The sequence below is a fragment of the Pseudoalteromonas shioyasakiensis genome, assembly GCF_019134595.1.
GTDB lineage: Bacteria > Pseudomonadota > Gammaproteobacteria > Enterobacterales > Alteromonadaceae > Pseudoalteromonas > Pseudoalteromonas shioyasakiensis_A.
This window is the reverse complement of record NZ_CP077770.1, coordinates 2,408,651-2,434,030: the sequence shown is the minus strand read 5'-3', so window position 1 is coordinate 2,434,030 and position 25,380 is coordinate 2,408,651. Positions and strand designations below refer to the sequence as shown.

21 protein-coding genes and 4 tRNA genes are annotated in these 25,380 nt (G+C 41.1%); 5 read left to right on the top strand and 20 right to left on the bottom strand.

Annotated elements, in window-relative coordinates; genetic code table 11:
* Positions 1 to 18: 18 nt before the first annotated feature.
* The 11 genes from KQP93_RS11350 to KQP93_RS11300 all read right to left on the bottom strand — a co-directional run bounded on the left by KQP93_RS11350 (position 19) and on the right by KQP93_RS11300 (position 8,923).
* Entirely contained in the window at positions 19 to 717 is a 699-nt protein-coding gene (locus tag KQP93_RS11350; RefSeq protein WP_217874482.1) for an electron transport complex subunit E, read from the bottom strand.
* Positions 717 to 1,352, bottom strand: coding sequence for an electron transport complex subunit RsxG (gene rsxG / locus KQP93_RS11345; protein ID WP_217874480.1), 636 nt, complete (start codon positions 1,350 to 1,352; stop codon positions 717 to 719). Before rsxG ends, KQP93_RS11350 begins: the two co-directional genes overlap by 1 nt.
* On the bottom strand, positions 1,352 to 2,407 hold the full coding sequence (gene rsxD, locus KQP93_RS11340; RefSeq protein WP_217874479.1) for an electron transport complex subunit RsxD: 1,056 nt from the start codon (positions 2,405 to 2,407) through the stop codon (positions 1,352 to 1,354). Before rsxD ends, rsxG begins: the two co-directional genes overlap by 1 nt.
* Positions 2,404 to 5,085 carry an electron transport complex subunit RsxC gene (gene rsxC / locus KQP93_RS11335; RefSeq protein ID WP_217874477.1) on the bottom strand — a complete coding sequence of 894 codons (2,682 nt, stop codon included), beginning with the start codon at positions 5,083 to 5,085 and terminating at the stop codon, positions 2,404 to 2,406. Before rsxC ends, rsxD begins: the two co-directional genes overlap by 4 nt.
* A gap of 8 nt (positions 5,086 to 5,093) precedes the next feature.
* Positions 5,094 to 5,648 (bottom strand): electron transport complex subunit RsxB, encoded by a 555-nt coding sequence (gene rsxB, locus KQP93_RS11330; RefSeq protein ID WP_054563643.1) that lies wholly within the window; start codon positions 5,646 to 5,648, stop codon positions 5,094 to 5,096.
* Position 5,649: 1 nt separating this feature from the next.
* Positions 5,650 to 6,231, bottom strand: coding sequence for an electron transport complex subunit RsxA (gene rsxA, locus KQP93_RS11325; protein ID WP_054553689.1), 582 nt, complete (start codon positions 6,229 to 6,231; stop codon positions 5,650 to 5,652).
* A 176-nt stretch (positions 6,232 to 6,407) separates the two neighbouring features.
* The gene (locus KQP93_RS11320) at positions 6,408 to 8,351 is read right to left on the bottom strand and encodes an EAL domain-containing protein (RefSeq protein WP_217874476.1); all 1,944 of its coding nucleotides are present in this window, start codon (positions 8,349 to 8,351) and stop codon (positions 6,408 to 6,410) included.
* A 195-nt stretch (positions 8,352 to 8,546) separates the two neighbouring features.
* Positions 8,547 to 8,623: transfer RNA gene (locus tag KQP93_RS11315), tRNA-Asn, on the bottom strand.
* 29 nt (positions 8,624 to 8,652) lie between these two features.
* Positions 8,653 to 8,729, bottom strand: a tRNA-Asn gene (locus KQP93_RS11310).
* A gap of 19 nt (positions 8,730 to 8,748) precedes the next feature.
* Positions 8,749 to 8,825: transfer RNA gene (locus tag KQP93_RS11305), tRNA-Asn, on the bottom strand.
* 21 nt (positions 8,826 to 8,846) lie between these two features.
* Positions 8,847 to 8,923: transfer RNA gene (locus KQP93_RS11300), tRNA-Asn, on the bottom strand.
* A 1,063-nt stretch (positions 8,924 to 9,986) separates the two neighbouring features.
* On the opposite strand from KQP93_RS11300, the gene KQP93_RS11295 reads away from it, so the two are divergent.
* From KQP93_RS11295 to KQP93_RS11280, 4 genes are read left to right on the top strand one after another with little or no spacing between them, the layout of a single operon-like run.
* Positions 9,987 to 11,366: an MATE family efflux transporter gene (locus KQP93_RS11295; protein WP_217874474.1), complete on the top strand. Its 1,380-nt coding sequence runs from the start codon at positions 9,987 to 9,989 to the stop codon at positions 11,364 to 11,366.
* On the top strand, positions 11,363 to 13,357 hold the full coding sequence (gene uvrB / locus KQP93_RS11290; protein ID WP_217874473.1) for an excinuclease ABC subunit UvrB: 1,995 nt from the start codon (positions 11,363 to 11,365) through the stop codon (positions 13,355 to 13,357). Before KQP93_RS11295 ends, uvrB begins: the two co-directional genes overlap by 4 nt.
* Positions 13,358 to 13,362: 5 nt before the next feature.
* Positions 13,363 to 14,292: a class I SAM-dependent methyltransferase gene (locus KQP93_RS11285; RefSeq protein ID WP_217876779.1), complete on the top strand. Its 930-nt coding sequence runs from the start codon at positions 13,363 to 13,365 to the stop codon at positions 14,290 to 14,292.
* Entirely contained in the window at positions 14,292 to 14,948 is a 657-nt protein-coding gene (locus KQP93_RS11280; protein ID WP_217874471.1) for a tRNA (adenine(22)-N(1))-methyltransferase, read from the top strand. Before KQP93_RS11285 ends, KQP93_RS11280 begins: the two co-directional genes overlap by 1 nt.
* A 15-nt stretch (positions 14,949 to 14,963) precedes the next feature.
* Here KQP93_RS11280 and KQP93_RS11275 read toward each other — a convergent pair whose 3' ends face one another.
* From KQP93_RS11275 to KQP93_RS11235, 9 genes are all read right to left on the bottom strand, one after another.
* Positions 14,964 to 15,206: a hypothetical protein gene (locus KQP93_RS11275; RefSeq protein ID WP_217874469.1), complete on the bottom strand. Its 243-nt coding sequence runs from the start codon at positions 15,204 to 15,206 to the stop codon at positions 14,964 to 14,966.
* 69 nt (positions 15,207 to 15,275) lie between these two features.
* Positions 15,276 to 16,163 (bottom strand): DMT family transporter, encoded by an 888-nt coding sequence (locus KQP93_RS11270; protein WP_217874467.1) that lies wholly within the window; start codon positions 16,161 to 16,163, stop codon positions 15,276 to 15,278.
* A gap of 72 nt (positions 16,164 to 16,235) precedes the next feature.
* Positions 16,236 to 16,394 carry a YbaM family protein gene (locus KQP93_RS11265; RefSeq protein WP_082401733.1) on the bottom strand — a complete coding sequence of 53 codons (159 nt, stop codon included), beginning with the start codon at positions 16,392 to 16,394 and terminating at the stop codon, positions 16,236 to 16,238.
* Positions 16,391 to 16,663 (bottom strand): late competence development ComFB family protein, encoded by a 273-nt coding sequence (locus KQP93_RS11260; RefSeq protein WP_217874466.1) that lies wholly within the window; start codon positions 16,661 to 16,663, stop codon positions 16,391 to 16,393. The genes KQP93_RS11265 and KQP93_RS11260 overlap by 4 nt, the downstream gene beginning before the upstream one ends.
* A 46-nt stretch (positions 16,664 to 16,709) precedes the next feature.
* Positions 16,710 to 17,603, bottom strand: a complete 894-nt coding sequence (locus tag KQP93_RS11255) for a histone deacetylase family protein (RefSeq protein WP_217876778.1) — start codon at positions 17,601 to 17,603, stop codon at positions 16,710 to 16,712.
* Positions 17,600 to 18,208 (bottom strand): primosomal replication protein, encoded by a 609-nt coding sequence (locus KQP93_RS11250; RefSeq protein ID WP_217874465.1) that lies wholly within the window; start codon positions 18,206 to 18,208, stop codon positions 17,600 to 17,602. Before KQP93_RS11250 ends, KQP93_RS11255 begins: the two co-directional genes overlap by 4 nt.
* Positions 18,209 to 18,985: a TSUP family transporter gene (locus tag KQP93_RS11245; protein WP_217874464.1), complete on the bottom strand. Its 777-nt coding sequence runs from the start codon at positions 18,983 to 18,985 to the stop codon at positions 18,209 to 18,211. It abuts the gene before it with no gap.
* Entirely contained in the window at positions 18,985 to 21,060 is a 2,076-nt protein-coding gene (gene dinG, locus KQP93_RS11240; protein ID WP_217874462.1) for an ATP-dependent DNA helicase DinG, read from the bottom strand. Before dinG ends, KQP93_RS11245 begins: the two co-directional genes overlap by 1 nt.
* A gap of 85 nt (positions 21,061 to 21,145) precedes the next feature.
* Complete coding sequence (locus KQP93_RS11235; protein WP_217874461.1) at positions 21,146 to 22,861, bottom strand: tetratricopeptide repeat-containing sulfotransferase family protein; 1,716 nt, start codon at positions 22,859 to 22,861, stop codon at positions 21,146 to 21,148.
* Between the two features lie 68 nt (positions 22,862 to 22,929).
* Here KQP93_RS11235 and KQP93_RS11230 point away from each other — a divergent pair, with 68 nt between their 5' ends.
* A complete protein-coding gene (locus KQP93_RS11230) occupies positions 22,930 to 25,278 on the top strand; it encodes a DNA polymerase II (protein ID WP_217874459.1) in 2,349 nt (782 codons plus the stop codon).
* Positions 25,279 to 25,380: the final 102 nt, after the last annotated feature.

The window sequence follows — 25,380 nt, the reverse complement described above, 5'->3', positions numbered from 1 at the left end:
GACGGTGCGTGCTCTCCTTTAAGTTAAACTTGTTACTCGGGCTCTTGGGCCTTTTTCTGCTTCTGGAGTAACAACTTGCTTAGATTTTATTTGTGTATCAATGACATTTTTTGCAGCAATCAATAAACCAAGCCCTAAAAAGGCACCCGGTGGTAAAATTGCCAATAAAAATTGGTTATCAAAACTGAATACTTCAATTCGAAGTGCAGCAGCCCATGGCCCTAATAATAAATCGGCGCCATCAAATAGCGTACCTTGACCAATAAGCTCTCGCATTGCCCCTAGCACCACTAAAACTAACATAAAGCCAAGTCCCATCATCAGTCCGTCAAAGGCTGAAAGTGGCACTGTATTTTTAGAAGCGAATGCTTCTGCGCGGCCGATAATGGCACAGTTGGTAACAATCAGTGGAATAAAAATCCCAAGTGATTGATAAAGCCCAAATGTATAGGCATTCATCATTAGCTGCACGATGGTTACAAAGCCTGCGATGATCATCACAAAAACAGGAATACGAATATCTTTAGGCACCCAGTTACGCACAATCGATACGGTGACGTTAGAACCAACCAGTACCAATAAAGTCGCTAAACCAAGGCCAAGAGCATTGGTAATCGTAGAGGTAACGGCAAGTAGCGGGCATAAGCCTAATAACTGCACAAGGGCAGGGTTATTGGCCCACATGCCATCTTTAAATAAAGTTTCAACTTGGCTCATTACTTGGCTCCTTGACAGATGTTTGGTGCAGCAAACAGATTATCAAATTCAACTTGAGCAAACAGCACCGCTTGTTTAACTGAGCCGACAACGGCACGCGGTGTAATGGTTGCGCCAGTAAATTGATCAAATTGGCCACCATCTTTTTTAACAGCCCAGCGGCTATCATCTTCACCCAGTACATTTTGCCCTTTGAAAAGGGTGATCCAGTCTGATTTTTTGACCTCAACTTTATCGCCAAGGCCCGGTGTTTCTTCGTGCTTAGTGACACGAACACCCGCTATTTCACCATTAGCAAAAACCGCCGTTAATAAGTTGATATCACCACTATAACCACTTGGTGTTACATGGCGCATCACTAAAGCATACGGTTTATTGTCTTTGTAGGCGCGGTAAATAACTTGCTCTGGACGTGGGCCAAGGCGCTCATCGGTTATCACAACACAATCTTTGTACAGTTGATTGTCATAATGATGGGCATCAAGTACTTGTTGAAGTTGCTCTGCAAGTTGTTGCTTTTCTTGCTCTTCAATACGCTCAGCGGTCAGGCTATGAGTCAGGGCTACAGTGCCTGTGGTAATAAGCGCAAATGCTGTAAGAATAGCGCCGTTTTTAGTCATTGAGGAAAGAATCATTATTTCACCCCATGGCCGTAAGTACGTGGTTGCGTGTAGTAATCAATTAAAGGCACCGCCATATTTAACAGCAATACACTAAATGCCACAGCATCAGGGTAACCACCGAAAGTACGAATTAAGTAAACAAGTAGACCAATTAACGCACCGTAAATTAAACGGCCTCTATTCGTTGTTGATGCAGAAACTGGATCGGTAGCAATAAAGAATGCCCCTAGCATTGTTGCACCACTGAATAAATGAAATACCACGCCCGGCTCTGTGCCAGGAGCTGCAATATAACCAATACCACTGCACACGGCCAATGAGGCTAAAAAGCTAACAGGGATATGCCAATTAATGATGTTAGCTTTTAATAAATAAAGCCCCCCGATTAAAAAGCCGAGGTTAACCCAGCCCCAGCCAAGACCAAACCAGTCATTAAAAAGAGGTTTACTCATACTCTCAGCCACCGTTAGGTGATGGGCTACATCTGTTTTAACGGTATCAAGCGGTGTTGCCATGGTTGTGCCATCAATCGCTACACGTAACTGATCGACACTAAATCCAGCGCTGGTAAAGCCATTGAAAATAACAGACAGCTGCTGTGAGAAGCTTATCGGAGATGCAAGTAAATCACTAACAGGTAACCAGCTTGTCATTTGCACCGGAAACGATACAAGTAGTAATACATAAGCTGCCATAGCAGGGTTAAATAAATTAAAGCCAAGGCCGCCATAAAGCTGCTTTACAATAACAATTGCAAACATACAGCCAATTACGATAATCCACCAAGGCGCTAAAGGCGGAATACTCAACGCCAGTAATACGCCTGTTAACCACGCACCACCATCACTGAGTGTTGGCCAAACTTTGCGTTTACGAAGCATCAATACAGCAGCTTCACAAGCGCTTACTGTAATAAGCGCGAGAACAAGCTGAATTAAAACAGCGCTACCAAAAAAGAAAACTTGCGCGATTAAGCCTGGAATACACGCAGCAATCACTGTCATCATTAATCGGCTTAATGATTTATGGCTATGATTATGCGGCGAACTCGCCATGGTTAGTTTCATGACTTATCGTTTCCTTCTTGTTGTAACTTTTTCGCTTTAGCTCTTGCAATGGCACGCGCGACCGCTGCTTTTTTCTTATCTTCGCTAGACTCAGGTTCATCAACCTGCGGTTTTGAATTATCCGTATTGCTTGAATCATCAAGTTGTTCTGATGATTCGTCACTCTGTACTTGCTCTTTAGCGGCTTTTTTCGCTTTGGCTCGAGCTATGGCAGCTGCAACAGCGGCTTTTTTCTTATCTTCGCTAGACTCAGGTTCATCAGACTGCGGCTTGGCATCAGCCTCATCATTTGAATCATTTATTTGCTCTGAAGAATCGTTACTCTGTGCTTGCTCTTTAGCGGCTTTTTTCGCTTTGGCGCGAGCGATAGCGGCAGCAACGGCGGCTTTTTTCTTATCTTCGTTAGATTCAGGAGCGTCAGGTTTTGGCTGGGCATCTGCCTCAGCACTTGAATCATTAGTTTGCTGTGAAGAGTCGTCACTCTGCGCTTGCTCTTTAGCTGCTTTTTTCGCTTTAGCACGGGCGATAGCAGCTGCAACAGCAGCTTTCTTGTCATCAACTGGCGCGCTATCTTCTTCAGCTTCAGTTTGATTCTCAGCAGCTTGCGCTGCTTTTTTCGCTTTAGCACGAGCGATTGCAGCAGCAACAGCAGCCTTTTTGTCATCAACTGGTGCACTTTCTGCTTCAGTTTGATTCTCAGCAGCTTGCGCTGCTTTTTTCGCTTTAGCACGAGCGATTGCAGCAGCAACAGCAGCTTTTTTGTCATCAACTGGTGTACTTTCTGCTTCAGCTTCAGTTTGATTTTCAGCAGCTTGCGCCGCTTTTTTCGCTTTGGCACGAGCGATTGCAGCTGCAACAGCAGCTTTTTTGTCATCTTTTGGCGCAGCGTCAGTTTCAGTAGAAGCGTTTTCCTCTGTAGCTTGTGCGGCTTTTTTCGCTTTTGCGCGGGCAATAGCGGCAGCAACAGCAGACTTTTTATCGTCTTTATCGACGCCTTCTTCACCTTGCTCTAGTGCTTTTTGCTCTTTGTATTTACGTGCTTGTTCTTTACGTGCTGCACGTTCTTTAGCCACTTCAGAGTTATCAGGCTCAATCTCTGCACCTTGCTTTTTCGCTTTCGCACGGGCAATAGCTGCAGCGACAGCTGATTTACTGTCTTTATCATCAGATTTAGATTTAACACGCGCGAGTGCATCGGCCACTTTTTGTTTTTCGCCATCTGACTTAGCAGCCGGCTTACGTTTATGGCGGTTTTGACGCTCTTCTTGTTCGCGCTCTAAGCGCTCTTTACGTGCTTCAAAACGTTCTTTTGCTCGCTCTGCTTTAATTTGCTCTGCTTGCTGCTCTTTGATTTCAGCTTTAGCAACACGATAGTACTGCACCAAGGGGATTTCGCTTGGGCAAACATAAGCACAGGCGCCACATTCAATACAATCGAATAAATTGTGCTCGTTGAGTTTGTCGTATTCTTTAGACTTAGCAAACCATTGTAATTGCTGAGGTAACAAAGAAGCAGGGCAGGCGTCAGCACAGGCACTACAACGAATACAGGCTTTTTCATCACCCGGCTCAGCAAGCTCTTGGTGATCTGGCGCTAAAATACAGTTCGTCGTTTTAACGACACCAATGCGAACAGTTGGCAGAGTAAAGCCCATCATTGGACCGCCCATAACCACACGTTGCTGTGGAACCGGAGAAAAGCCTTGGCAGTCTAATAAATGTTTAATTTCAGTGCCTAGTAAAGCCCACACATTACCTTGTTTATGAATGGTGTTACCGGTTACCGTTACTACACGCTCTATAAGAGGTTTACCTTCATGTACGGCTTGATTTACCGCAAACAAAGTACCGACATTTTGCACCAACATACCAATATCGGCAGGAATACTACCACTTGGGACTTCTTTGCCCGTTAGCAGTTTAATTAGCTGTTTTTCACCGCCAGAAGGGTAAACCGTTGGCACTGTTTGCACTATGATGCTGTCGTTATGTTGTGCTGCTTGTTTCATGGCAGCAATAGCATCGGGTTTATTATCTTCAATACCAATAATTGTCAGCTGTGGGCTTAACAGCTGCTGCATTAATTCAATACCGGCAATTATGCCATCGGCATGTTCGCGCATTAGCATATCATCAGCAGTGATATAAGGTTCACACTCAACGGCATTAACAATTAAAAACTCGATGGCTTTACGGGTATCTGCTTTTACATAGGTTGGGAAACCTGCGCCGCCCATACCTGCGATACCACTTTGATGAATAATATCAACAAGCTCATCATGCGACAGTACTTTGGCATCAGGCACAGGGTTAAGCTCGCACCATTTATCTTCACCATCAGGTTCAATAATAACGCTAAGCTCAGGCAATGCTGAAGGATGAGCAGATGGCATTGGGCAAATATCGCTGATAAGTCCAGATGTTGGCGCGTGCACAGGCACTGACCAATTGCCGCTTGGTTTAGTTAATGCTTGGCCTTTTAGAACCTGCTGGCCTTTTTCAACAATAAGTTTACCGTTAGCACCAATGTGTTGTTTTAGAGATACAACGAGCTTGTCTGGTAGTGGCAGTCTTGCAATGGCTTGTGTTGTTGATTGCAGCTTTTGACCAGGTGGGTGAATGCCCCCAGGTATAGACCACACTTTGCCTTGTTTAATTTGATCTATTAACTTTTCCATCTGTGCTCCTAATCTACCTGAGTCACAGGGATTGCGTTTAACTGCCACTTCCAAGTTTGTTTGGTTTCTTTTACAGGCAGCATATCAATACAGTCTACAGGGCATGGTTCAACACATAAGTCACAACCGGTACATTCATCAATTAATACAGTATGCATTTGGCGGGTTGCGCCAACGATGGCATCAACAGGGCAGGCTTGAATACATTTGGTACAGCCAATACATTCATCTTCACGAATATAGGCAACGGTTTTAACAGGATCTGCTTGCTCACCGCCTGCCAGCGGTTTTGCTTCAACACCCATTAAATCAGCGAGTTTTTTTACCGTGGCTTCACCGCCTGGTGGGCATTTATTGATTTCGTCACCATTGGCAATTGCTTCTGCATAGGGGCGACAGCCTGGGTAGCCACATTGGCCACATTGTGTTTGCGGTAAAATGGTATCAATTTGATCAACAATAGGGTTGCTCTCAACGCGAAAACGCACGGCGGCAAAACCTAAAATTAAACCAAATATTAGCGCTAATGAACCTAACGCTATCAAAGCATAAAACAAGGTCATATTAAAACTTCACTAATCCTGTAAAACCCATAAAGGCCATCGACATAAGGCCTGCGGTGATCATCGCAATTGAAGCACCCTTAAAAGGAGCAGGGACATCAGCCGCAGCTAAACGCTCACGTAATGCGGCAAAAAGTATTAACACCATAGAGAAGCCCACTGCAGCACCAAAGCCGTACACAGCGGATTGTAAGAATGAGTGGTCTTCTTTGATATTAAGTAGGGCAACACCTAATACAGCACAGTTAGTGGTGATAAGCGGTAAGAAAATCCCTAATAAGCGATAAAGTGTTGGGCTGGTCTTTCTCACCACCATTTCGGTAAATTGCACGACAACAGCGATAACCAAAATAAAGCTCATGGTACGCAAAAATTCGATATCCAGCGGGATCAAAATATAATGATTCACCAGATAACTGGTCACGGAGGCAAGTGTAAGTACAAAGGTTGTGGCTAAAGACATACCAATCGCGGTATCTAACTTACCCGATACACCCATAAACGGGCATAAACCTAAGAATTGAACTAAAACAAAGTTGTTGACTAGTACAGTGCCAATCAATAACAAGACATACTCTGTCATGCGTGCCTCACGAGAATAAAAACGGCTCTATTATCCTTTTTTATGGGGGCTGACACAACACATGAGGGACGAATAGCTAAAATTAACAAAGCTGTTTACGATTAAAGTGTTAAAGCTAAGTTAACAGATGGAATAGGCCCAAAAACTGTAAGGTTTTTTGGGCCTTAAAGAGAGGATTAGATATCTTTTGGCTTTTCGATGTAATAGCCTTGCACACCATCTAAACACAGTGTTTCGATGATATGTTTTTCTTCTTGGCTTTCTACGCCTTCAGCAAATACACTCACACCAATACGATGAGCAAGATCAACCATTAAACGCATAAAGTATTGGTTGTTTTTATCTTCTTCAAGGCCGCGGGTGTAGCTTGCGTCCATTTTGATAAAGTCTGGTTTTAAGTCTCTAAAGAATTTAAATGAAGTTAAACCCACACCAAAGCGCTCTACGGTAATACGTGCACCCACGCGATGCACCATATCGATAAAGCGTTTACTTGCTTTAATGTTTTGTTGTAATCCAAACTCGCTGACTTCAAATATAAGCTTAGAGGCGATATTGCTGTCTTTAAGTAATCGGCGCTCTAACCAGATCACAAATTGATCATTGTGAGCGCTTGATGCAGTAACATTAATACCAAAGAATTTTTCAGAGAAATTACGGGTTTTAATTTTTTCTAAAGTGGTGTCGATAATTAAGCGATCAATTTCCATCGCCATATCAAGCTTCTCTGCCATAGCAAGGAAAGAGGCGGTAGGCAGCATTTGGTTTTCTGCGGTTTTAAAACGAACTTGGATCTCTGCATAGGCCTTAACACTTTTACCTATTGGCATAATGTTTTGCATAACCAAGTGCACACGTTTTGTTTCGATCACTTCATTAATTACTTTGCGCCAGTTTTGATTACCAAAACCTGCGCTAGCATTATTAACTAAGTCAGTTTCGCGCTGCACATGCCATGCATTCGCTTGTTTTGATTGCGCCATACTCATAGCATTATCAACAATTGATAATAACTCACCAAGCGGCTTACCTTTTTCGTAACCGACAATACCTGTGTTGGCAACTGAGCTTAATTCTTGATTTTGTTGATACTGAGTAAAGCGAGACTGTAAGTTATCGCCAAAGCGTTCCGCTTCTTTAAGAGGAGTGTTAGGCAATACCACAGCAAAGTCAGAGCTATTTAAACGGAAAACTTGGCTTCCTGTGTAAGTGCCACTGATATGTTTAATAATATCTGCAACAGCTTTTACGTATTCATCACCTTTTTGGTAGCCTCTAGTTTGGTTAATCGCTTGCAGTTCGCTACAACGAACCATTGCAAGCGAGCCAAACGTGCTCTTTTCTGCGTTTTCAATGTGTTTTTCGTAGTACTCAACAAACATATTTCGATTGCCAAGGTTTGTGACTACATCTTTATACGCTTCTTTTTTAATGCTTAGAGCATTATTTTGAATATCATCATGCTTAGTTTGTAAGAAATGAGACAGGCGATTGAATGATGGAATTAAATCTTTGCTTAGTCTTTTTAAACGAGAAGTATCCATTGCTTGCTCTAGACCATCATCAATTTGGTTTTGATTAATATAAATATCTACAATATCTGCAACGGTAGTACTAATTTTACGATTAAGGCGGCTGAACATACTCTTCATATAAATAATAGGAAGTAGGGCAATCAAGCCTGAAATTAAAATGACTACAAATAAAGATTGTTGTAAAAGTTCGGCTAAGTCATGCGCATTGATCGTAAATTCAACTTTTATATCGGATGCTTGATTAACAGCAAATTGAGGACGGATTGAATTTAAACTGTTATTTACAATTTCAGCAAACAAGGGAAGAGGGCGGCTTGACTCAACCATGGTAACTACTTCACCAGATTTATTACGTAAAACAAACTTTGAAAAAGTGTCGCCATCGGCAAGAGTTTGTTTAATTTTATCAGGTGAGAGATCTTCTATAGTTTGTAAATTAATGTATGTGTTAACGACGCGTTGTGCTTTATGCTGAGCATCACTGACTGCACTATCAAAACTAAGTGCAATAAAATAACCACCTAATAAAGCAAACAGCAGCCAAGATATCAGTTGTATAAATATAAGTTTTTTAAAGCCAGCCATGTTTATTTTCTTTTAAAAGCCTGAAAGGAAGGAATCAATTCCATGATTGATCGCTTTTATTAAAGTTATTGTAATCTATCGTAAGAAATAGAAATAACTTTAGAAATAACTTTAATGTAGGGTAGATTATAAGTGCTTTAAAGTCTAATACAATCGAAGAATAGTAGTAGATAAACTTGATTATTTTCTGTGAGTTGGCTCCCCCTCCCCGACTCGAACGGGGGACCTGCGGATTAACAGTCCGTCGCTCTAACCAACTGAGCTAAGGGGGAACTAAATAGAGTAGTGTGGTGCTATGATTTGGCTCCCCCTCCCCGACTCGAACGGGGGACCTGCGGATTAACAGTCCGTCGCTCTAACCAACTGAGCTAAGGGGGAACAATCATATTCATAAACTTGGCTCCCCCTCCCCGACTCGAACGGGGGACCTGCGGATTAACAGTCCGTCGCTCTAACCAACTGAGCTAAGGGGGAATCGTTTATGATTGAAAAACTTGGCTCCCCCTCCCCGACTCGAACGGGGGACCTGCGGATTAACAGTCCGTCGCTCTAACCAACTGAGCTAAGGGGGAAGCGTCATGCCTTTCAACGGGGCGAAATATTAATGACAGCATTGCAAAGTGTCAACATAAAAACTTCATAAATTCAAAAAAGAAGCTTATTCGATGTTTTTATGTTCGATCTGGGCAAAATATAGCTGAAAAGCGCAACTTTTTTTGCTTAGCAGCGGGAGATCTATGTTGAATAGATCACTTTTTTGCATGCTTTTTGAGCTGAGTCATTTCTTTAAAAAAATAAAAAAGGTTTCTTTGCTAAGTCATTCTTTACCAAATCGAGGAAATCGCTACTTATATAATGTTTTCTTCGGATGGCAAAAAATAGATCTAATTCTTTTCGTGGCAGTTCCCACTCCTGTTATTTCTTCGTGTATTTCCTTTTTAGGGTAAAGGGAAGCTTCCTTGATTTTTGATGGGAAATTCAAAAATCAGTTGGCTTCAATTATACACCACTTTACTTTACTTCTTTATATCAGATGGTTAGCTTGTAATCTTTCCTTGTATTTTAATTGTCATACTTAAGTTCGCGTTGCGGCAGAACAATTTTTACGCTTTCTTTTCTAGAAACTTACAAAAGGGTTAAAACAATAGGCTTTGTTATTTTCAGTATAAAGAGCTGAACACCCACCTCAAAAGCCTTTATATTTGCGGCTTCTAGTGAGTTATCCACGGTTTCTGTGGATAACTCTGTTCATTAAACTTTAAGAACAGCTATAGTGCTAGGATTTTCGAGGGCTACAGCAATTTCAAGTATTTAATTCATTTTTTTTAACTCATTTTAAATCAATGTGTTAGTGTTTTTATCTGAAGCCTTACTGAATTGATAAGTAAATTTATTCGTGACGATGAAATGACGCTATTTATTGTGTAAAAAAACAGCGAATACTGCCTTTTAATTGTAACAAAGCTATTAAACTTGTTTTTATATTGTTTTTTATGAGGGTTAGTGGTTATTTTTATGTCAAAGCGTCAAAAGTAATAGTTTTGTGTATGAATTTTGATTCTGTTAATAAAGCATAGCTTGCAGGAGAAGGATGCTTTAAACTTACAGGTTCAGAAAAAGAGGCAAAGTATTCCCATGAGCGTGAAACCGCAGAGCAAAACTAAACCTGATCTTTTAAACTCACCCATTCTGCCAACCTTGAAAAAAATGACCATCCCAATGATCTTTGGCATGATCACTCTAATGATGTTTAATTTGGTTGATACCTTCTTCATTAGTTTGTTAGGTACAGAGCCTCTCGCCGCTGTTAGTTTCACCTTTCCTGTTACCTTTACTGTTATTAGTCTTGCAATTGGTTTAGGGATAGGTACCTCTGCGGTTATAGCTAAAGCACTTGGTAGTGATAAGTTAGATGAAGCCCGTTTTGATGCCAGTATGTCGTTGTTGGTAGCGGTGGTAATGGTATTTTGCTTATCTGTAGTAGGTTATTTACTAATAGATCCTATCTTTAAGTTACTGGGTGCTGGCGAATTAGTCTTACCGCTTATTCATGACTATATGAGTGTGTGGTTCTTAGGTAGCGTATTTCTAATTACCCCTATGGTTGGCAACTCTGTGCTTAGAGCCAGTGGCGATACCAAAACACCGAGCATTGTTATGGGTGGAGCAGGGCTGATTAACGCTATTTTAGACCCTATGCTTATTTTTGGCTTTGGACCTATTCCGGCATTAGGTATTCAAGGTGCTGCAATTGCTAGCGTGATAGCTTGGTCAGTTGCTGTCGTCATCATTTTATATATACTAGCGGTAAAAAATGGCTTATTGAGTTTGCACGCTGGTGTGCAAACGCCGCTTAGTTCGATTCGCAAAATTCTTAAAATTGGTTTGCCTGCGGCTGGCGCAAACATGCTGACACCTATTGCCATGGCGGTTATGACTGCATTAGTGGCTAAACATGGCCCTGAAGCGGTTGCGGCGTTTGGTGTAGGCAGTCGCATTGAGTCTATCGCAAGCCTTGTGGTGCTTGCATTGTCGATGACCTTGCCACCGTTTGTTAGTCAAAACTTTGGGGCAGGTAACTTTGAACGTGTCAAAGAAGCCTACTCAAAAACCTTGAAATTCGTGATGATTTGGCAGTTCGCTATTTATATTGTACTGCTGTTAACCTCTGGCTTTATTGCGGATGTATTTGGTAAAGAGCAAGCGGTAATGGATGTGATTAAGTTATTCATTTATATCTTGCCACTGAGTTATGGCCTGCAAGGGGTGATTATTTTATCTAACTCTTCATTTAATGCCCTGCATAAACCAATGAATGCACTGATTTTAAGTGTGGTACGCCTGTTTGTTTTTTATGTCCCTTTTGCTTATATAGGCAGCGAAATTGCAGGCTTAACCGGTTTATTTATTGGTGCGGCGATTGGTAACTTATTCACTGCAATGGTTGCTTATAAATGGTTTATTAAAGAAGTTGATGGGTTAAGTGAGTCATATATGAAGGAGTGTCATTCATGAGCGACCATTTCCAACTAGTTTCTAAGTTTCAGCCAAGTGGTGACCAACCAACGGCAATAGCACAGTTAAAAGATGGCCTAGAAGCAGGGCTTGCGCATCAAACATTACTAGGGGCTACGGGAACGGGTAAAACCTTCACCATGGCCAATATTATTAATGATTTGAATCGTCCAACTATCATCATGGCGCATAACAAAACGCTCGCTGCACAGCTTTATGGCGAAATGAAAGAGTTTTTTCCCCATAATGCGGTTGAGTATTTTGTATCTTATTACGATTATTACCAGCCAGAAGCCTACGTTGTTGCCAGCGATACCTTTATTGAAAAAGATGCGTCTATCAATGAGCACATTGAACAAATGCGTTTGAGTGCCACCAAAGCGCTGCTTGAACGACGCGATACCATTATTGTGGCTTCGGTGTCTGCTATTTATGGTTTGGGTGACCCAGACTCATATATGAAGATGATGCTTTTACTGAAAGTGGGTGAAACCGTCGATCAGCGCGATATGCTGCGTCGTCTTGCTGAACTGCAATATACACGCAATGACATTGAATTTAGTCGCGGTACATACCGTGTACGTGGTGAAGTGGTCGATATATTTCCTGCTGAATCGGATACTTATGCCGTTCGTGTGGAAATGTTTGACGATGAAATTGAACGTTTAAGTATTTTTGATCCACTTACGGGGGCTGTTGAAAAGCACATAGTGCGCGCAACTATATATCCGAAAACCCACTATGTAACACCCCGTGAAAAAATTCTCGATGCCATAGATAAAATTAAAGATGAGTTGAAAGACCGCCGAGCTCAATTACTCAGTGCCAACAAACTTGTCGAAGAGCAACGTATTGCGCAGCGCACCCAGTACGATATTGAAATGATGACCGAGCTTGGTTATTGCTCAGGCATCGAAAACTACTCGCGTTACTTATCTGGTAGAACACCGGGCGATCCACCTCCGACATTATTAGATTACTTACCTGATGATGCATTGATGATTATTGATGAATCACACGTTACTGTGTCGCAAATTGGTGCCATGTATAAAGGCGATAGAAGTCGTAAAGAAAATCTTGTTGAGTATGGCTTTCGCTTGCCATCGGCATTAGATAATCGCCCATTACGCTTTGAAGAATTTGAAGCCATCGCGCCGCAAACTATTTATGTGTCGGCAACACCTGGTAATTTTGAGCTTGAGCGTTCGTCAGGGGAGGTCGCTGAGCAGGTTATTCGTCCAACCGGCCTTATTGATCCTGAAATTGAAGTGCGCCCAGTGGGCACCCAAGTCGATGATTTACTATCTGAGATCTATAAACGAGTTGAAGTGAACGAGCGGGTACTTGTTACTACTTTAACTAAGCGCATGGCAGAAGATTTAACCGACTATCTCAACGACCATGATGTAAAAGTTCGCTACTTGCACTCAGACATCGACACCGTTGAACGAGTCGAAATTATTCGTGATTTACGTGCCGGTGTGTTTGATGTGTTAGTGGGCATTAACTTGTTGCGAGAAGGCCTCGATATGCCAGAGGTTTCACTGGTTGCGATACTTGATGCTGATAAAGAGGGCTTCTTACGTTCGACTCGCTCGCTTATTCAAACCATTGGTCGTGCTGCACGTCACTTAAATGGTAAAGCGATTCTTTATGGCGACCGCATAACTAACTCGATGCGACAAGCCATTGATGAAACAGACCGTCGCCGTGAAAAACAACAAGCTTATAACCTTGAGCATGGTATAGAGCCGCAAGCACTGGTTAAAAGTATCACCGATATTATGGATGTGGGTGAAGAGGCAAGTCCGAAAGATAACCTTAAGTTGGTGCGTAAAGAGTCTAAACAAGTGCTCAGCGCGAAAGATATTGCTAGCCAAATCAAAACCCTTGAAGCGAAAATGCATGCTTATGCTAGCGATCTTGAGTTTGAAAAAGCGGCGTCTGTGCGTGATGAAATTCACGAATTACAACAACAGTTAATTAACTAAAGATGATGACAAACGATTTTTCTGCCATTTTAAATGCCTTAGCAGAGGCTCCACTTGCTGCTAATGAATTATGTCGTGTATTCCATGGCCGTGGTCACTCAGTCGCTGAGCTGAGCCACATAAACTTAGACTTTTATCCGCCCGCACTTTTTTTAGTTTCATATGAAGAAATAGATGAACAAGTGCTTGTGCAATTAACTGATACCCTGTGGCAATGGGCGCAACAGAATGCGCCAGAGCTTGTAAGTGCATTGGTTTACCAACAACGTAGCGGCATTAACACTCGTAATGCCCTGATGTTTGGTGAATTACCCCAAGAGCACCATGTCAGTGAAAATGGTATTAAGTTTAAAGTCGATTTATTGAGTCGCCAAAATACTGGGATTTTCCCTGATATGCGCCGTGGCCGAGAGTTTGTTCAAGCCAATAGTAAAAATGCAAAAGTGCTTAACTTATTTTCGTACACGTGTGGCTTCTCTGTTGCAGCAATGCAAGGCGGTGCTGACCAAGTTATTAATATGGATATGAATAAAGGGGTGCTGCGAACTGGTAAACAAAACCATCAGTTAAATGGTTTTGCTCAAGGGGTTAGTTATTTTCCGCACGATATTTTAAAATCATTCGGTAAACTAAAAAAATCAGCGCCGTATGAATTAATCATTGTTGATCCACCGAGCTTTCAAAAGGGCAGCTTTATATTGACCAAGGATTATCAAAAAATCTTGCGTCGTTTACCTGAGCTGTTAAATGAAAACACCCAATTATTACTGTGTGCTAATAGCCCTGAGCTTTCAGAGCAGGCGTTTAAAGATCTCATTAGCGATCATACACAAGGAGCAATTAGTTTTGTTGAGCGATTAGCTCCTACCGATGGCTTTATTGAAGTAGACAGTGATCGCAGCTTAAAAGCGTTAGTTTATAAAACAGTAAACTAATGGCACTGAGTAAACGACTATCAGCCATCATTGATGTGGTAGATCCAGGTTATGACGAAATCTGGGATTGTTGCTGTGATCACGGTTTGTTAGGCATTGAGCTGCTACTGCAAGATAAAGCACCGCTTATACATTTTGTTGATATTGTGCCTGAGTTAATGCAGGCACTAAGTGATAAACTCGAACGTTTTGCTACAAGAGAGCAACGCGGCCGTTGGCAGGTACATTGCCAAGATGTAGTAATGATTTCACTAGACACTAAAAAACGCCATCTTGTTATTATTGCGGGAGTGGGTGGTGAGTTGTTAGTGCAGTTCTTAGCGAAGATAGTTTGTCAAAACCCAAATACGCATATCGACTTTATTGTTTGCCCAGTACATCACAGTTATCAAGTTCGCAGCTGTTTACAAAAACTGCCATTGGGGCTCGTCTCTGAGCAGTTGGTGTGTGAAAACAAACGCTTTTATGAAATTATTGCTATGAGTGCGTCATCTTCGCAGCCGATCACTCGAGTAGGGCACTCAATGTGGCAGCTAACAAGTAAAGAGCACCAAACGTATTTAAAGCAGTTATGTGCTCATTACCAACGTATGTTAAATCAAGACGCCGATTATTATCAGCCAGTGCTTGAACAATACAGTGCCTTATTAACTTGATTTGAGTTAACTTAATTAAAGTCTATTAATCTCTTGTTTTACGTTGTAGCTAGAGTCAGTAACAATGGCTTCGAGGGTTTGTACACGCTCTCTTAGCTCTTGCAGCTCTTTTGTCACTTCTGCTACGTGTTCGTTTGCTTCTTTTGAATTTTTTAAAGTTCGTGATTTAAACTCAAGGTGTTTTTTATACATATCATAAATTACCCCAGAGCCGACCGATATCAGCACAATTAACACCACCATGGTAGTACCTGACATACTATTCTCCTTCCTTTTTTAGTACCTAATAGAATATAGATTGTATTTAAAAATGCAATTCCCATTCTGTTACAAGGTATTTCGTCTTAAAAATGGCTTGATACGAATAAAGCCTGTGACTAGCATGGTGCCTGCGATAACACACAGTGCGCCAACTAAGGTATTTGGGCCAATTTGCTCATCTAGAATTAAATTTCCCCACACTATGCCAAAAAGTGGAATCAAAAAGGTAACAGTCAACGCAGAAGTTGGGCCAATGTCATCAATCAAACGGAAGAACAAGATGTATGCTACTGCAGTACATAGCACGCCGAGTGCCACTACACCAAGCATAACTTCATTGCTTGGTATTTCTCTGGCAGGAATAACAAAAATAAGCGGCAGTACCATGATACTCGCCGCCCACATACTGCCATGGGCATTATTAAAAGCAGATAACTTAGGTGCGTGTTTAGTGTAATGGGATGCGATGGCGTAACTAAGCGAGGCACACAGTGCCGCAACAATTGCTGTGATAGCTTGGCTGTCGATCGTCAGGCTATTTTGTCCCACTAAAATGGCTACGCCTGTTAAGCCTAATAGCAAGCCAAGCAGCATACTTTTAGTGGGTTTTGTTTTACTCCAAATAATACCTACGATGGCACCCCAAATTGGCGTTGTTGAGTTTAATATGGATAAGGTAGATGCATTAATTGTTTGTGCTGCATAGGCAAACAATAAGAAAGGAATGGCGGAATTAAGTGCGCCAATAATGAAAAAATGCTTTTTGTGGGTCGCGAACGCAAGTTTCTTTCGTAAGTAAAGCGCAAAAATAAACAGTGTTATTGCTGCAAAGCCAACTCTTAACTCAATTAATACCGCAGGGCCTAAGCTATTAGCTGCCATGCGCATAAATAAGAAGGAAGCGCCCCAAATAGCAGCAAGGATGAATAAGCGTAATAAACTTGGCAATGACATGGTTTTACATTCTTAAATTATAAAACCTGAGCATACCAAATTTGTGCCCCAATACTCGCCATTTTCGGACTATTAATCAGTTGATTGTGGGAGTTTCTTTTCGAAATCAGACTTTACGATTTCTAAAGCTGCTAATACATCTTCGGCGGGAACGTCGTTTTGTTCTAAGAGCATAATGAGATCAACAGCGATCTTTATATAGTTAGGTGCGCTTTCTAACTCACTGCTCATGCTTTTAGTTCCTTTTTCTTAGCAACTTGACTGATGGCCACATCGATAGCAGTTTGCACTTGCTGCTCCATTTTAATGCGCTCTGTTTGCGGCAAATAAAATTCCATATCAACATCATAGCGAATGTAGCGGGCTGGCAGTTGATTTAATACGGTGCAGCATAAATCTGCCATAACATCATCACTATAGGTTGATTCTAAGTTGCGCTTAGTGATGTCTTCGACAACTAATTTTTCATAGTAGTTGTGAATGTCGTCATGCAATTTCATACAGAGTGAGCCTAATTAAAAAGTCTATTTAAGTGTATACCAAGCTTTAAAATAAATCGACAGCAGCCCTAAAAAGCTGACCATGAACATCAACCAAACGGCTTACATTTCGTTGATAGCCACCGCCCATAGCTGCAAACACTGGGATTTTAGCTTTCTTAGCTTGATTTAATACAAAATAGTCACGTTGATACACTCCCTCTAAACTCACTTGAAAGTGTCCTAACTCGTCATCTGTTGCGATGTCTGCGCCGGCGTTATACAAAATGATATCTGGCTGGTGGAGTCTAGTTGTTAGGGCTAAAGCTTGTTTGACGGTCTCTAGGTATTCAGCATCTGTAGTGCCATGCTCAAGTGCAAAATCGTAGTTTGATTGCTGCTTAATACGCGGGAAGTTTTGCTGACAATGAATTGAGCAGCTAATTATTTGAGGATGTACTTGCGTAACTTCAGCTGTGCCGTCGCCTTGGTGAACGTCACAGTCAAAGATTAATACGGTGTCGGCTTGATCAGTATCAATTAAGTGTGCAGCAGCTATCGCTAAGTCATTAAAAATACAAAAACCACTACCATAGCCCGTAAAAGCATGATGATAACCACCACTTAGGTTAAAAGCAGCACCCTGTTGTAAGGCAAACTCAGCACCTTGAATACTTGCGCCAACAGAGTAAAGTGTTCGTTCAACCAATTCAGTGGACCAAGGAAAGCCCATTTTTTTAATGGCTTTGCTATCAAGACTACCAGCTAAAAATGCGTCGACATACGCGGGGTTATGGCACAGAGTAAGCTGAGCTTTAGTGGCTTGTTGTGGGGTAATGAAATATTGTTCATCAATAAAGTTGCTGACAAGCTGTTTTAACAAGCGATATTTATCAATGGGAAAGCGGTGACGCTCAGGTAAAGCTAACGCTGAATAACTTGGATGATAGTAAAACATTATCTCAGCTGCTGTTTTTCTACTTGTTGAATTTTGTCTTCAGTGGCAGAAATTGCCTTACGACAACGGCCAAGTCTTGCGTGTAATGCGAGTATTTCTTTGTTAATTTCGCTGGCTTTTGCTGGGCTAGCTTCATCAAGTTTTAGTTTTCGCTCTTCGATCATTAAAACTAAGCGGCGCTCAAACTCATGGTTTTGCTTTAGCTCGTCATACAGTTCATGGGATGACTGCATGATTTTTTTAACTGCTTGCTTATAAACCTGTGGCTTAGCTTTTGGCTTAAAGCTGTACTTATTTTCTTTGGCCCAAACCGGGGTTGATTTGATCACATTAAATACCGCTTGCACCTGAAGGGTAATGCGCTCAAGTGCATATTGGTAGGCATGGCGATGCTCAGCAGGCGGTAGGCTGCTTAGTTCATCTTCGATTTCGCTTACATAGTCGGCAAGTTTCATACTTTTTGTACTAAACACGGCTTTATCAAACAAGCTTGGCTGAGCTTGCATATAGCGATTTTTAGCAAATAAATTACCCTTATCAAATTGTGTGGCTAATTGTTTGAGCCTTTCAATTTGTGAACGTAGTTTATCAAAAGCAGTTGATTGCATTTATAAGTAAGCCTCATAGATTAACTTTAATGCTAACACTATAACCACAGTGTTAAACACTGGGCGGATCATTTTACTACCAAACTTAATTGCTGAATGTGCTCCTAACCATGCTCCAAGCATCAAGAAAAAGCCCATTGTGATACCAAGTAAAAAGTTCACATGGCCAAGCGCCACGAAGGTGATCAACGAAATAAAGTTTGAAACAAAGTTCATCGAGCGGGCAAGGCCACAGTTAAGCAATAAGCTCATTTTATATAATAGGCTATTTGATGCGGTCCAAAATGTACCAGTACCTGGGCCAGCTAAACCATCAAAAAAACCAAGCCCAAGACCTTGTAGCCATTGTTTAATTTTAGTTTTGCTATCAAGCTCTGGTAACTCGTTATGCTCAGTTGTACTCAAACTGCCAAATAAGCTGTAACAAGCGACTAAAATAATCACTACCGGTAGTAATTTATTTAAAAATTCAATACTTAAGTAATCAACCACTAAAGTACCTACGAGTGCCCCAATGGCTGTCGCTAAAATAGATGCAGCCCAAAACCGTGGGTTGAACAACTTTTTACGAAAATAAGTCACGCTGGCCGTCAATGAGCCAAAACTCGCTGCAAGTTTATTGGTGCCTAAGGTGAGGTGGGGCGGCAAGCCTGCAGTTAATAGCGCTGGCACAGTTAACATCCCGCCACCGCCTGCAATTGCATCAATAAAGCCCGCTGCCAGTGCGACTGCGCATAATAGTGCCCAGGTTGCTGGGTCTAAAGCTAATTCAAACATTAATAATCAATTTGTCTTTTAAAAGGTGGCAAGGTATCGAGCATGGCTTTGCCATATCGCTTGGTCACTAAACGGCGATCAAGGATAGTAATGCGACCCTGATCATTTTCTTTGCGCAGCAGTCTACCACAGCTTTGTACTAATTTCTTTGCCGCATCAGGTACGGTTATCGAAAGAAACGGGTTGCCACCTTTACTTTGCACAAACTCAGCCTGCGCTTCTTCTATTGGTGAGGTGGGTACCGCGAATGGAATCTTTGTTATTACCAGGTTTTCTAAGTACTTACCTGGTAAATCAAGGCCCTCTGACAAACTTTGAGTGCCAAATAAATAGCTAGCACGGCCTAAATCTACATTGGCTTTATGCTTTTTAAGCAGAGCTTCACGGGACATTTCACCTTGCACTAAGACCTCAATTCCTTTGCTACGCAGCGCTTTAACGACATGATCCATTTGCCAATAAGAAGCAAACAACACTAAATTTGCTTTTTTATCATCAAGGAACTTAGGTAATTGCTCAGCCAAGTGGTCGCTGAACGCTTTATCGATTGGCTCAATATGACTGGCAGGAATATGCAGCGTCGCTTGTTTAGGGTAATCAAACGGAGAAGGGACTTTTATGTATTTTACGCCTTCTTCTTTGGCAAGACCGCATTCATAGGCAAAGTGATCAAATGAACCCAATGCAGTTAAGGTGGCTGAACAAAGTACGGCACCCGCACATTGATTCCATAATTTATCTTTTAGGTAATAGCCAACTTCAATAGGGCAATCACTGAGTAAATGGTCGTGATGGTTCTTATATTCTAAGCGTTTGATCCATCGCGCATGGGGAACACCTTCGCCTTTTGTGGCGTAACTAAACCACAGCTTGTTTAATAACTCTAAACGGTTAATGTACTGACCACTTTCAGCCAAGATTGGATCGGCCACATAAGGTTTTATATCGCCATCACTTACGTCTTGCACTAGGGTATCGTGCATCTTGTTGAGTGCTCTTAAGGCATCAAGGGTGGCATCGCTAATATCTTTTGCTTTGGTATGTAAAGATGCTGGGATTTCACCGTGCTCAAAACGATAGGTGTCATCACTGTTATAGTTAAAGTCTGCGTTATCAAGAATATCACGCACCACTTTTAAGTTTTTGCCAGCGTCATTGATACTATCACTGAGCTTAAAGTTTTGCCCAATCGCTTTTTGACCGACGAGCACATTGGCCATTTTACCTGCAAATTTTACCAGCTTGTCGAGCCAGTCTATGGTGCCTTTAATGGTTGCTGCAGCAGAAGAGAAGTCGCGGGTGATATGCGCTAAATGGTGCGCTTCATCGATTACATAAATCGTATCGTCAGGCTCAGGTAGAATTTTACCGCCACCCAAATCAAGATCAGCCAGTAATAAAGAATGGTTGATCACTAGCACATCCATTTGCATAAGACGCTGTCGCGCCATATGAAAAGGGCAGAGCTGATGAGCGCGCATTTGTCGTTGGCATGAATGCTTATCACAGGCAATTAAATTCCACACTTTATCAGGGATGGTATCAGCCCAGCTATCGCGGTCGCCTTGCCATTGCTTTTTTGAATAAGCATCATAAAGTTGCTTCAAGCATTTGGTTTCCATATCAGAAAGCGGCGATGATAGGGTCGGCATAAACTCCATTTGCGTTTGACTGTCACCATTAACGGCGGCACTGAGTTTTTGTGCACAGATATAACGCTGTCGACCTTTCACCAAATCAAACTTGATGTCTAGGCCAGAGTGCTCTTTAAAAAAAGGCAGCTCCTTACTAATTAACTGCTCTTGTAGGGCAACAGTTGCCGTCGAAATCACTAATTTCTTTTTCTTGGCCATCGCTAAAGGCAATGCCCCTAAACAATACGCCAGTGACTTGCCGGTCCCGGTGCCTGCTTCAATAACACAAATTCGTTGGCTCTTGTGATACTCGCCAGCTAGAGTTTTTGCTATCTCGGCAACTAAATAGTTTTGACTGCTTCTTGGGCGGTAATCGGTGAGGTTATCAGCAACATGCTTATGAATTTGCCGAATTGTTTTTTTTAAAGAGTCAGAAAGCATGCCCAGAAAACCTAAAGTATGTATATAATTACAGTAATGAATTTTAGAGATTTAACTGGGCAACTACAAGCGACTTGTTCGATTATTATTTTATTAGCTTTAATAGCGGCTCTAAGTGAACTTTATAATTTGTCCATTGCGTTAAAGCATCTTTGTAAATCGGTTGTCTTACTTGCTCTGAGCTTGGTGTCATTATCGGACGCTGATGATTATAAAAGCTTATGCAGCTTTCATGCATTTCTAAACTACAATAATTTAGCAACTCAGAAACTGTATTGGAAAAATCATTAACAAGGTTTTGATAGTCAACATTGAAGATTTCATCTGGATAAAGAACGTGCCAGTGCGACATTAAATCTGCGTAATCATTTATATATTGTGCAAGCGATTTGAAATCGTAGCTATAGGCGTGGCCCTCAGAAAAAGAATGCTTGTATAAACTCCATGCTGTTGCGGCTTTATCTCTCGTTACTTCGAGAATTTTAGCGTTTGGAAATAAAGTTTTTATTAATGCGATATGATGAAAATTTGCGGGTTGTTTGTCGATAAAGACCTTATTTTTTCCGCGTAATGGAGCAATAAAATTTAAATACCTTGCGGCATAGTGAGCCTTATCTTGTTCTGAAAGTTTATCAAGGCCATAAGGTACATCTGAGAGTTTTTTACTCTCAAGCTCTCGCGCAATTGCGTTAATTTCTGTTAATTCATAACTTGCATCAACATCAGGGTGGCTTGCTAAAATTTGCTCAACTAAGGTAGAGCCACTGCGGGGTAAGCTGACGATAAAAATCAGCTGTAACGACTCATCAAATGCATTATGAGGCATTGGCTTTTGAGTTAAATGTTGCGTGCAACGAGAAGTGAAATTGCTCGGCTTGTAGGGAGTTAGTGACTTTTGAATATTGTTTGCTTTTTCTAACATCGCAAATGATAAGCTGAAGTTACCTTGTTGTTCATATGCCTTTGCGAGCGCAAAATAGAATTGAGCACTATTAAGGTTTGGCTTAGCAGCTTGCGTGAGCTGTACTAGGATGTCTACACCCTTTCTGTCAAAAGTGTATGTCTTTAAGTTTGCTAAATTCCAGTAAGCCTCACCAAGTTTTTTATCTATTTGCAGTGCTTGTTTGTAGTGATCTATAGCAAGCCCAGTATTACCTTTTATTTTTTCAATGTTGCCAAGGCGAAGGTGGCATTGGGCTGCGTAATAGTTTGCATCAAGTAACTTATTATAGATGGTTGTAGCTTCATCAAATTGCATTAATTTTACATGAGCGATCGCTAATAGGCTCTCAACGTATAACGTCGATGAAGATATCGAAGAGTGGTAAAAAGAGATTAACTCATCAAATTGCTTGGTATTGAGTAGGGCTTTACAGTAGCTTTCTTTAACAGTTTGTCTTTGCGAGTTGTTCTCAAGGTTATGTTTTGATATTGCAAAGTAAGCTTTGCTATCACCCACTTTAAATGCGATCTCAGCCAGCGTATCAAGTGCTCTATATTCATTTGGTACTAATTTTAATAATTGCTGAATGGTATGCTGCGCTTGCTGAGGGTTTTGATTGGTTAATTGTTGTTTCGCAGTGTCTAGTTGTTTATTAAACCAATAGATCATTTCATATTGTTTTAGTGCACTTTGCTGTTGTTCATGCTCTTGCAGTAGTTTGTGAGTATCAGCAAGTAAAGCCCAGCCATCGTGATATTCTGGATTTTCATTGAGTACTTCTAACAACATAACTTTAGCTTTATGTGGTTCAGTAGCAATGAGTGTCTTTGCGTTATTAATCGCATCAATTGGGCTCATAATTGGCTCTTATAATTTTATGTAGTTAGGGTGTACTATACCCCTTCCGTAATAGATATTTGAAGTAAATGGTTACAGATACAGGTTTTATCCTTTCTAAAGAAGCGTTTGATAGCTCATCAGGGGTTAGTTTTGTGTTTTGGCTCTGGTGCGACAATGGCCCTTTAAAAGTACAGGTTGAACACCAAGAGGTGGTATTTTTCATTCCTGAAAACCAAGTAACTGCTGCAAAGCGACTATTACAAAATCAAAACATTCATGTTCGTTTTGCTGATGCCAAACTAAAAAATTTCCAAAATCAGTCGGTGGTATGCTGTTATTTTAAATCGTTAAAAGATTACTACAGCGCCATTAAGGTTTTAAAAAGTTCACAACTAGTTACTTTTGAAGATGATGTTAGGCCAATTGACAGATTTTTGATGGAGCGTTTCATTAAAGGCTCTGTATGGGTAAAAGGTGAAATTCAAATACGAAGCGGTTATCGACTGTTAAAGAACGCAAGATTAAAACCAAACAATGAATTTAGACCTTTTTTCAAACATGTTTCTATTGATATTGAGTGTAATGGCGAAGGCGTATTATTCTCTATTGGCTTAGTCGGAGATGGCATTGATAAAGTCTTAATGATAGGTCGCCCAGAGCCAACTACTCATCTAGATTATCAAATCAACTGGTGTGAAGATGAAATAGATCTTCTTACTCAGTTTGAAAATGAAATTCAGCGAATTGACCCTGATGTATTGATTGGTTGGAATGTTATTGAGTTTGACTTCAGTGTGCTTAACGCAAGAGCTGAGGCATTAGGTATTTCTCTAAAGCTTGGCCGCAATAAAGAAAAAATGCGCGTGCGCTCGGGAAACATTACTCGGATAACAATGCCTGGTCGCATCGTTGTTGATGGTATTGATACGCTAAAAAATGCCACCTATCATTACGACAGTTTTAGCCTTGCCAATGTAGCCAGTATTGAGCTTGGCGAAGAGAAGCTGATCAGCACAGATAATCGCCTTGAAGAAATTATTCGTCAGTTTAATGAAGACAAACTGTCTCTTGCTAATTACAACAGGCAAGACTGTATTTTAGTTTTGCGGATTTTTGAGAAATTAAAGTTACTCGATTTTGCAGTTGTAAGAAGCCAACTCACCGGACTTGAATTAGAACGAATGGGCGGCTCAGTAGCGGCCTTTACTAATCTATATTTACCTCTGCTGCATAGAAGTGGCTATATAGCCCCTAATTTAGGCGATCATGGGTTAAGTTTTGACAGCCCAGGTGGTTATGTCATGTCATCGCAGCCAGGTCTTTACAAGAATATCCTGGTGCTTGATTACAAAAGCCTCTATCCATCAATAATGCGTACATTTTGTATAGACCCTCTTGGTCTAGTTGAAGGGTTAAAAAAGCCAGATGACGCAATCGAAGGCTTTAACCAAGCACAGTTTTCACGTACTGAGCACCATCTGCCTGAGCTTATTCGTGAACTTGCAGCAACAAGACAAATGGCCAAAGATAAAAACCAACCTATGCTCTCGCAGGCAATTAAAATCATCATGAATAGCTTATATGGTGTACTTGGCTCTAAAGGTTGTCGCTTTTATGACCCGAGATTGTCGAGTTCAATTACTTTGCGTGGCCATGAAATAATGCAAACAACTAAGCAATGGATAGAAGAGTGGGGCTACAACGTCATTTATGGTGATACAGATTCGACCTTTGTTAAGCTTGATGATGATCTAAATTCACTAAACTGTAATGAAATCGGTACGAAACTGGCGGAGAAAATTAACAAACGCTGGCAGCAGGTTTTGCAGAAAGACTATAAAATAGACAGCTTTTTAGAAATTGAGTACGAAACTCACTATAGCCCATTTTTTATGCCCACTATTAGAGGCAAAACAATGGGTTCAAAAAAGCGTTATGTAGGAAAAGTCGAAAAAAATGGTGCTTCAAAATTAGTTTTTAAAGGTATGGAAACCGTAAGGAGTGATTGGACAGAACTTGCTCATGAGTTTCAAACAGAATTATTTGAGATATTATTTGCTGAAAATTATAGCCAAGAATTAATTTTTCAAGCCTTTGATAGGTATGTTAAAAAACTATATGCAGGTGAGTTTGACGCTAAGTTAATCTATCGCAAACGCCTGGGTCAGCATTTAACTGATTACCAAAAAAACATCCCTCCCCACGTTAAAGCAGCGAAACAGTACTTAGCTGACAATCCTCATCTTGCATTCCAGCGTGGACAAATAATTAAATATGTTTACACCGCTAACGGCGCTGAGTACTACACAGGTCACCATAATTACGATTATGGCATTTATGTTAACAAACAATTGTTGCCAATAGCTGAAATGATTGTTGTTGATTTGGGTACTAAAGTTTCGTCACTAAGTGACCGTCAGATACAGCTTTTTTAGAAAAATTAACATTTTTTTGACTCTTTGTTGCGATGAATGATCGGTAAGCTCAGTTTAAACGCTTATTTGTGTGTTTTTTGTCCACAAAACAAGAAAAAGTAA

Coding starts and splice junctions, on each gene's coding strand:
- KQP93_RS11350 (WP_217874482.1), bottom strand. CDS start 717: ATGAGCCAAGTTGAAACTTTATTTAAAGATGGCATGTGGGCCAATAAC.
- rsxG (WP_217874480.1), bottom strand. CDS start 1,352: ATGATTCTTTCCTCAATGACTAAAAACGGCGCTATTCTTACAGCATTT.
- rsxD (WP_217874479.1), bottom strand. CDS start 2,407: ATGAAACTAACCATGGCGAGTTCGCCGCATAATCATAGCCATAAATCA.
- rsxC (WP_217874477.1), bottom strand. CDS start 5,085: ATGGAAAAGTTAATAGATCAAATTAAACAAGGCAAAGTGTGGTCTATA.
- rsxB (WP_054563643.1), bottom strand. CDS start 5,648: ATGACCTTGTTTTATGCTTTGATAGCGTTAGGTTCATTAGCGCTAATA.
- rsxA (WP_054553689.1), bottom strand. CDS start 6,231: ATGACAGAGTATGTCTTGTTATTGATTGGCACTGTACTAGTCAACAAC.
- KQP93_RS11320 (WP_217874476.1), bottom strand. CDS start 8,351: ATGGCTGGCTTTAAAAAACTTATATTTATACAACTGATATCTTGGCTG.
- KQP93_RS11295 (WP_217874474.1), top strand. CDS start 9,987: ATGAGCGTGAAACCGCAGAGCAAAACTAAACCTGATCTTTTAAACTCA.
- uvrB (WP_217874473.1), top strand. CDS start 11,363: ATGAGCGACCATTTCCAACTAGTTTCTAAGTTTCAGCCAAGTGGTGAC.
- KQP93_RS11285 (WP_217876779.1), top strand. CDS start 13,363: ATGACAAACGATTTTTCTGCCATTTTAAATGCCTTAGCAGAGGCTCCA.
- KQP93_RS11280 (WP_217874471.1), top strand. CDS start 14,292: ATGGCACTGAGTAAACGACTATCAGCCATCATTGATGTGGTAGATCCA.
- KQP93_RS11275 (WP_217874469.1), bottom strand. CDS start 15,206: ATGTCAGGTACTACCATGGTGGTGTTAATTGTGCTGATATCGGTCGGC.
- KQP93_RS11270 (WP_217874467.1), bottom strand. CDS start 16,163: ATGTCATTGCCAAGTTTATTACGCTTATTCATCCTTGCTGCTATTTGG.
- KQP93_RS11265 (WP_082401733.1), bottom strand. CDS start 16,394: ATGAGCAGTGAGTTAGAAAGCGCACCTAACTATATAAAGATCGCTGTT.
- KQP93_RS11260 (WP_217874466.1), bottom strand. CDS start 16,663: ATGAAATTGCATGACGACATTCACAACTACTATGAAAAATTAGTTGTC.
- KQP93_RS11250 (WP_217874465.1), bottom strand. CDS start 18,208: ATGCAATCAACTGCTTTTGATAAACTACGTTCACAAATTGAAAGGCTC.
- KQP93_RS11245 (WP_217874464.1), bottom strand. CDS start 18,985: ATGTTTGAATTAGCTTTAGACCCAGCAACCTGGGCACTATTATGCGCA.
- dinG (WP_217874462.1), bottom strand. CDS start 21,060: ATGCTTTCTGACTCTTTAAAAAAAACAATTCGGCAAATTCATAAGCAT.
- KQP93_RS11235 (WP_217874461.1), bottom strand. CDS start 22,861: ATGAGCCCAATTGATGCGATTAATAACGCAAAGACACTCATTGCTACT.
- KQP93_RS11230 (WP_217874459.1), top strand. CDS start 22,930: ATGGTTACAGATACAGGTTTTATCCTTTCTAAAGAAGCGTTTGATAGC.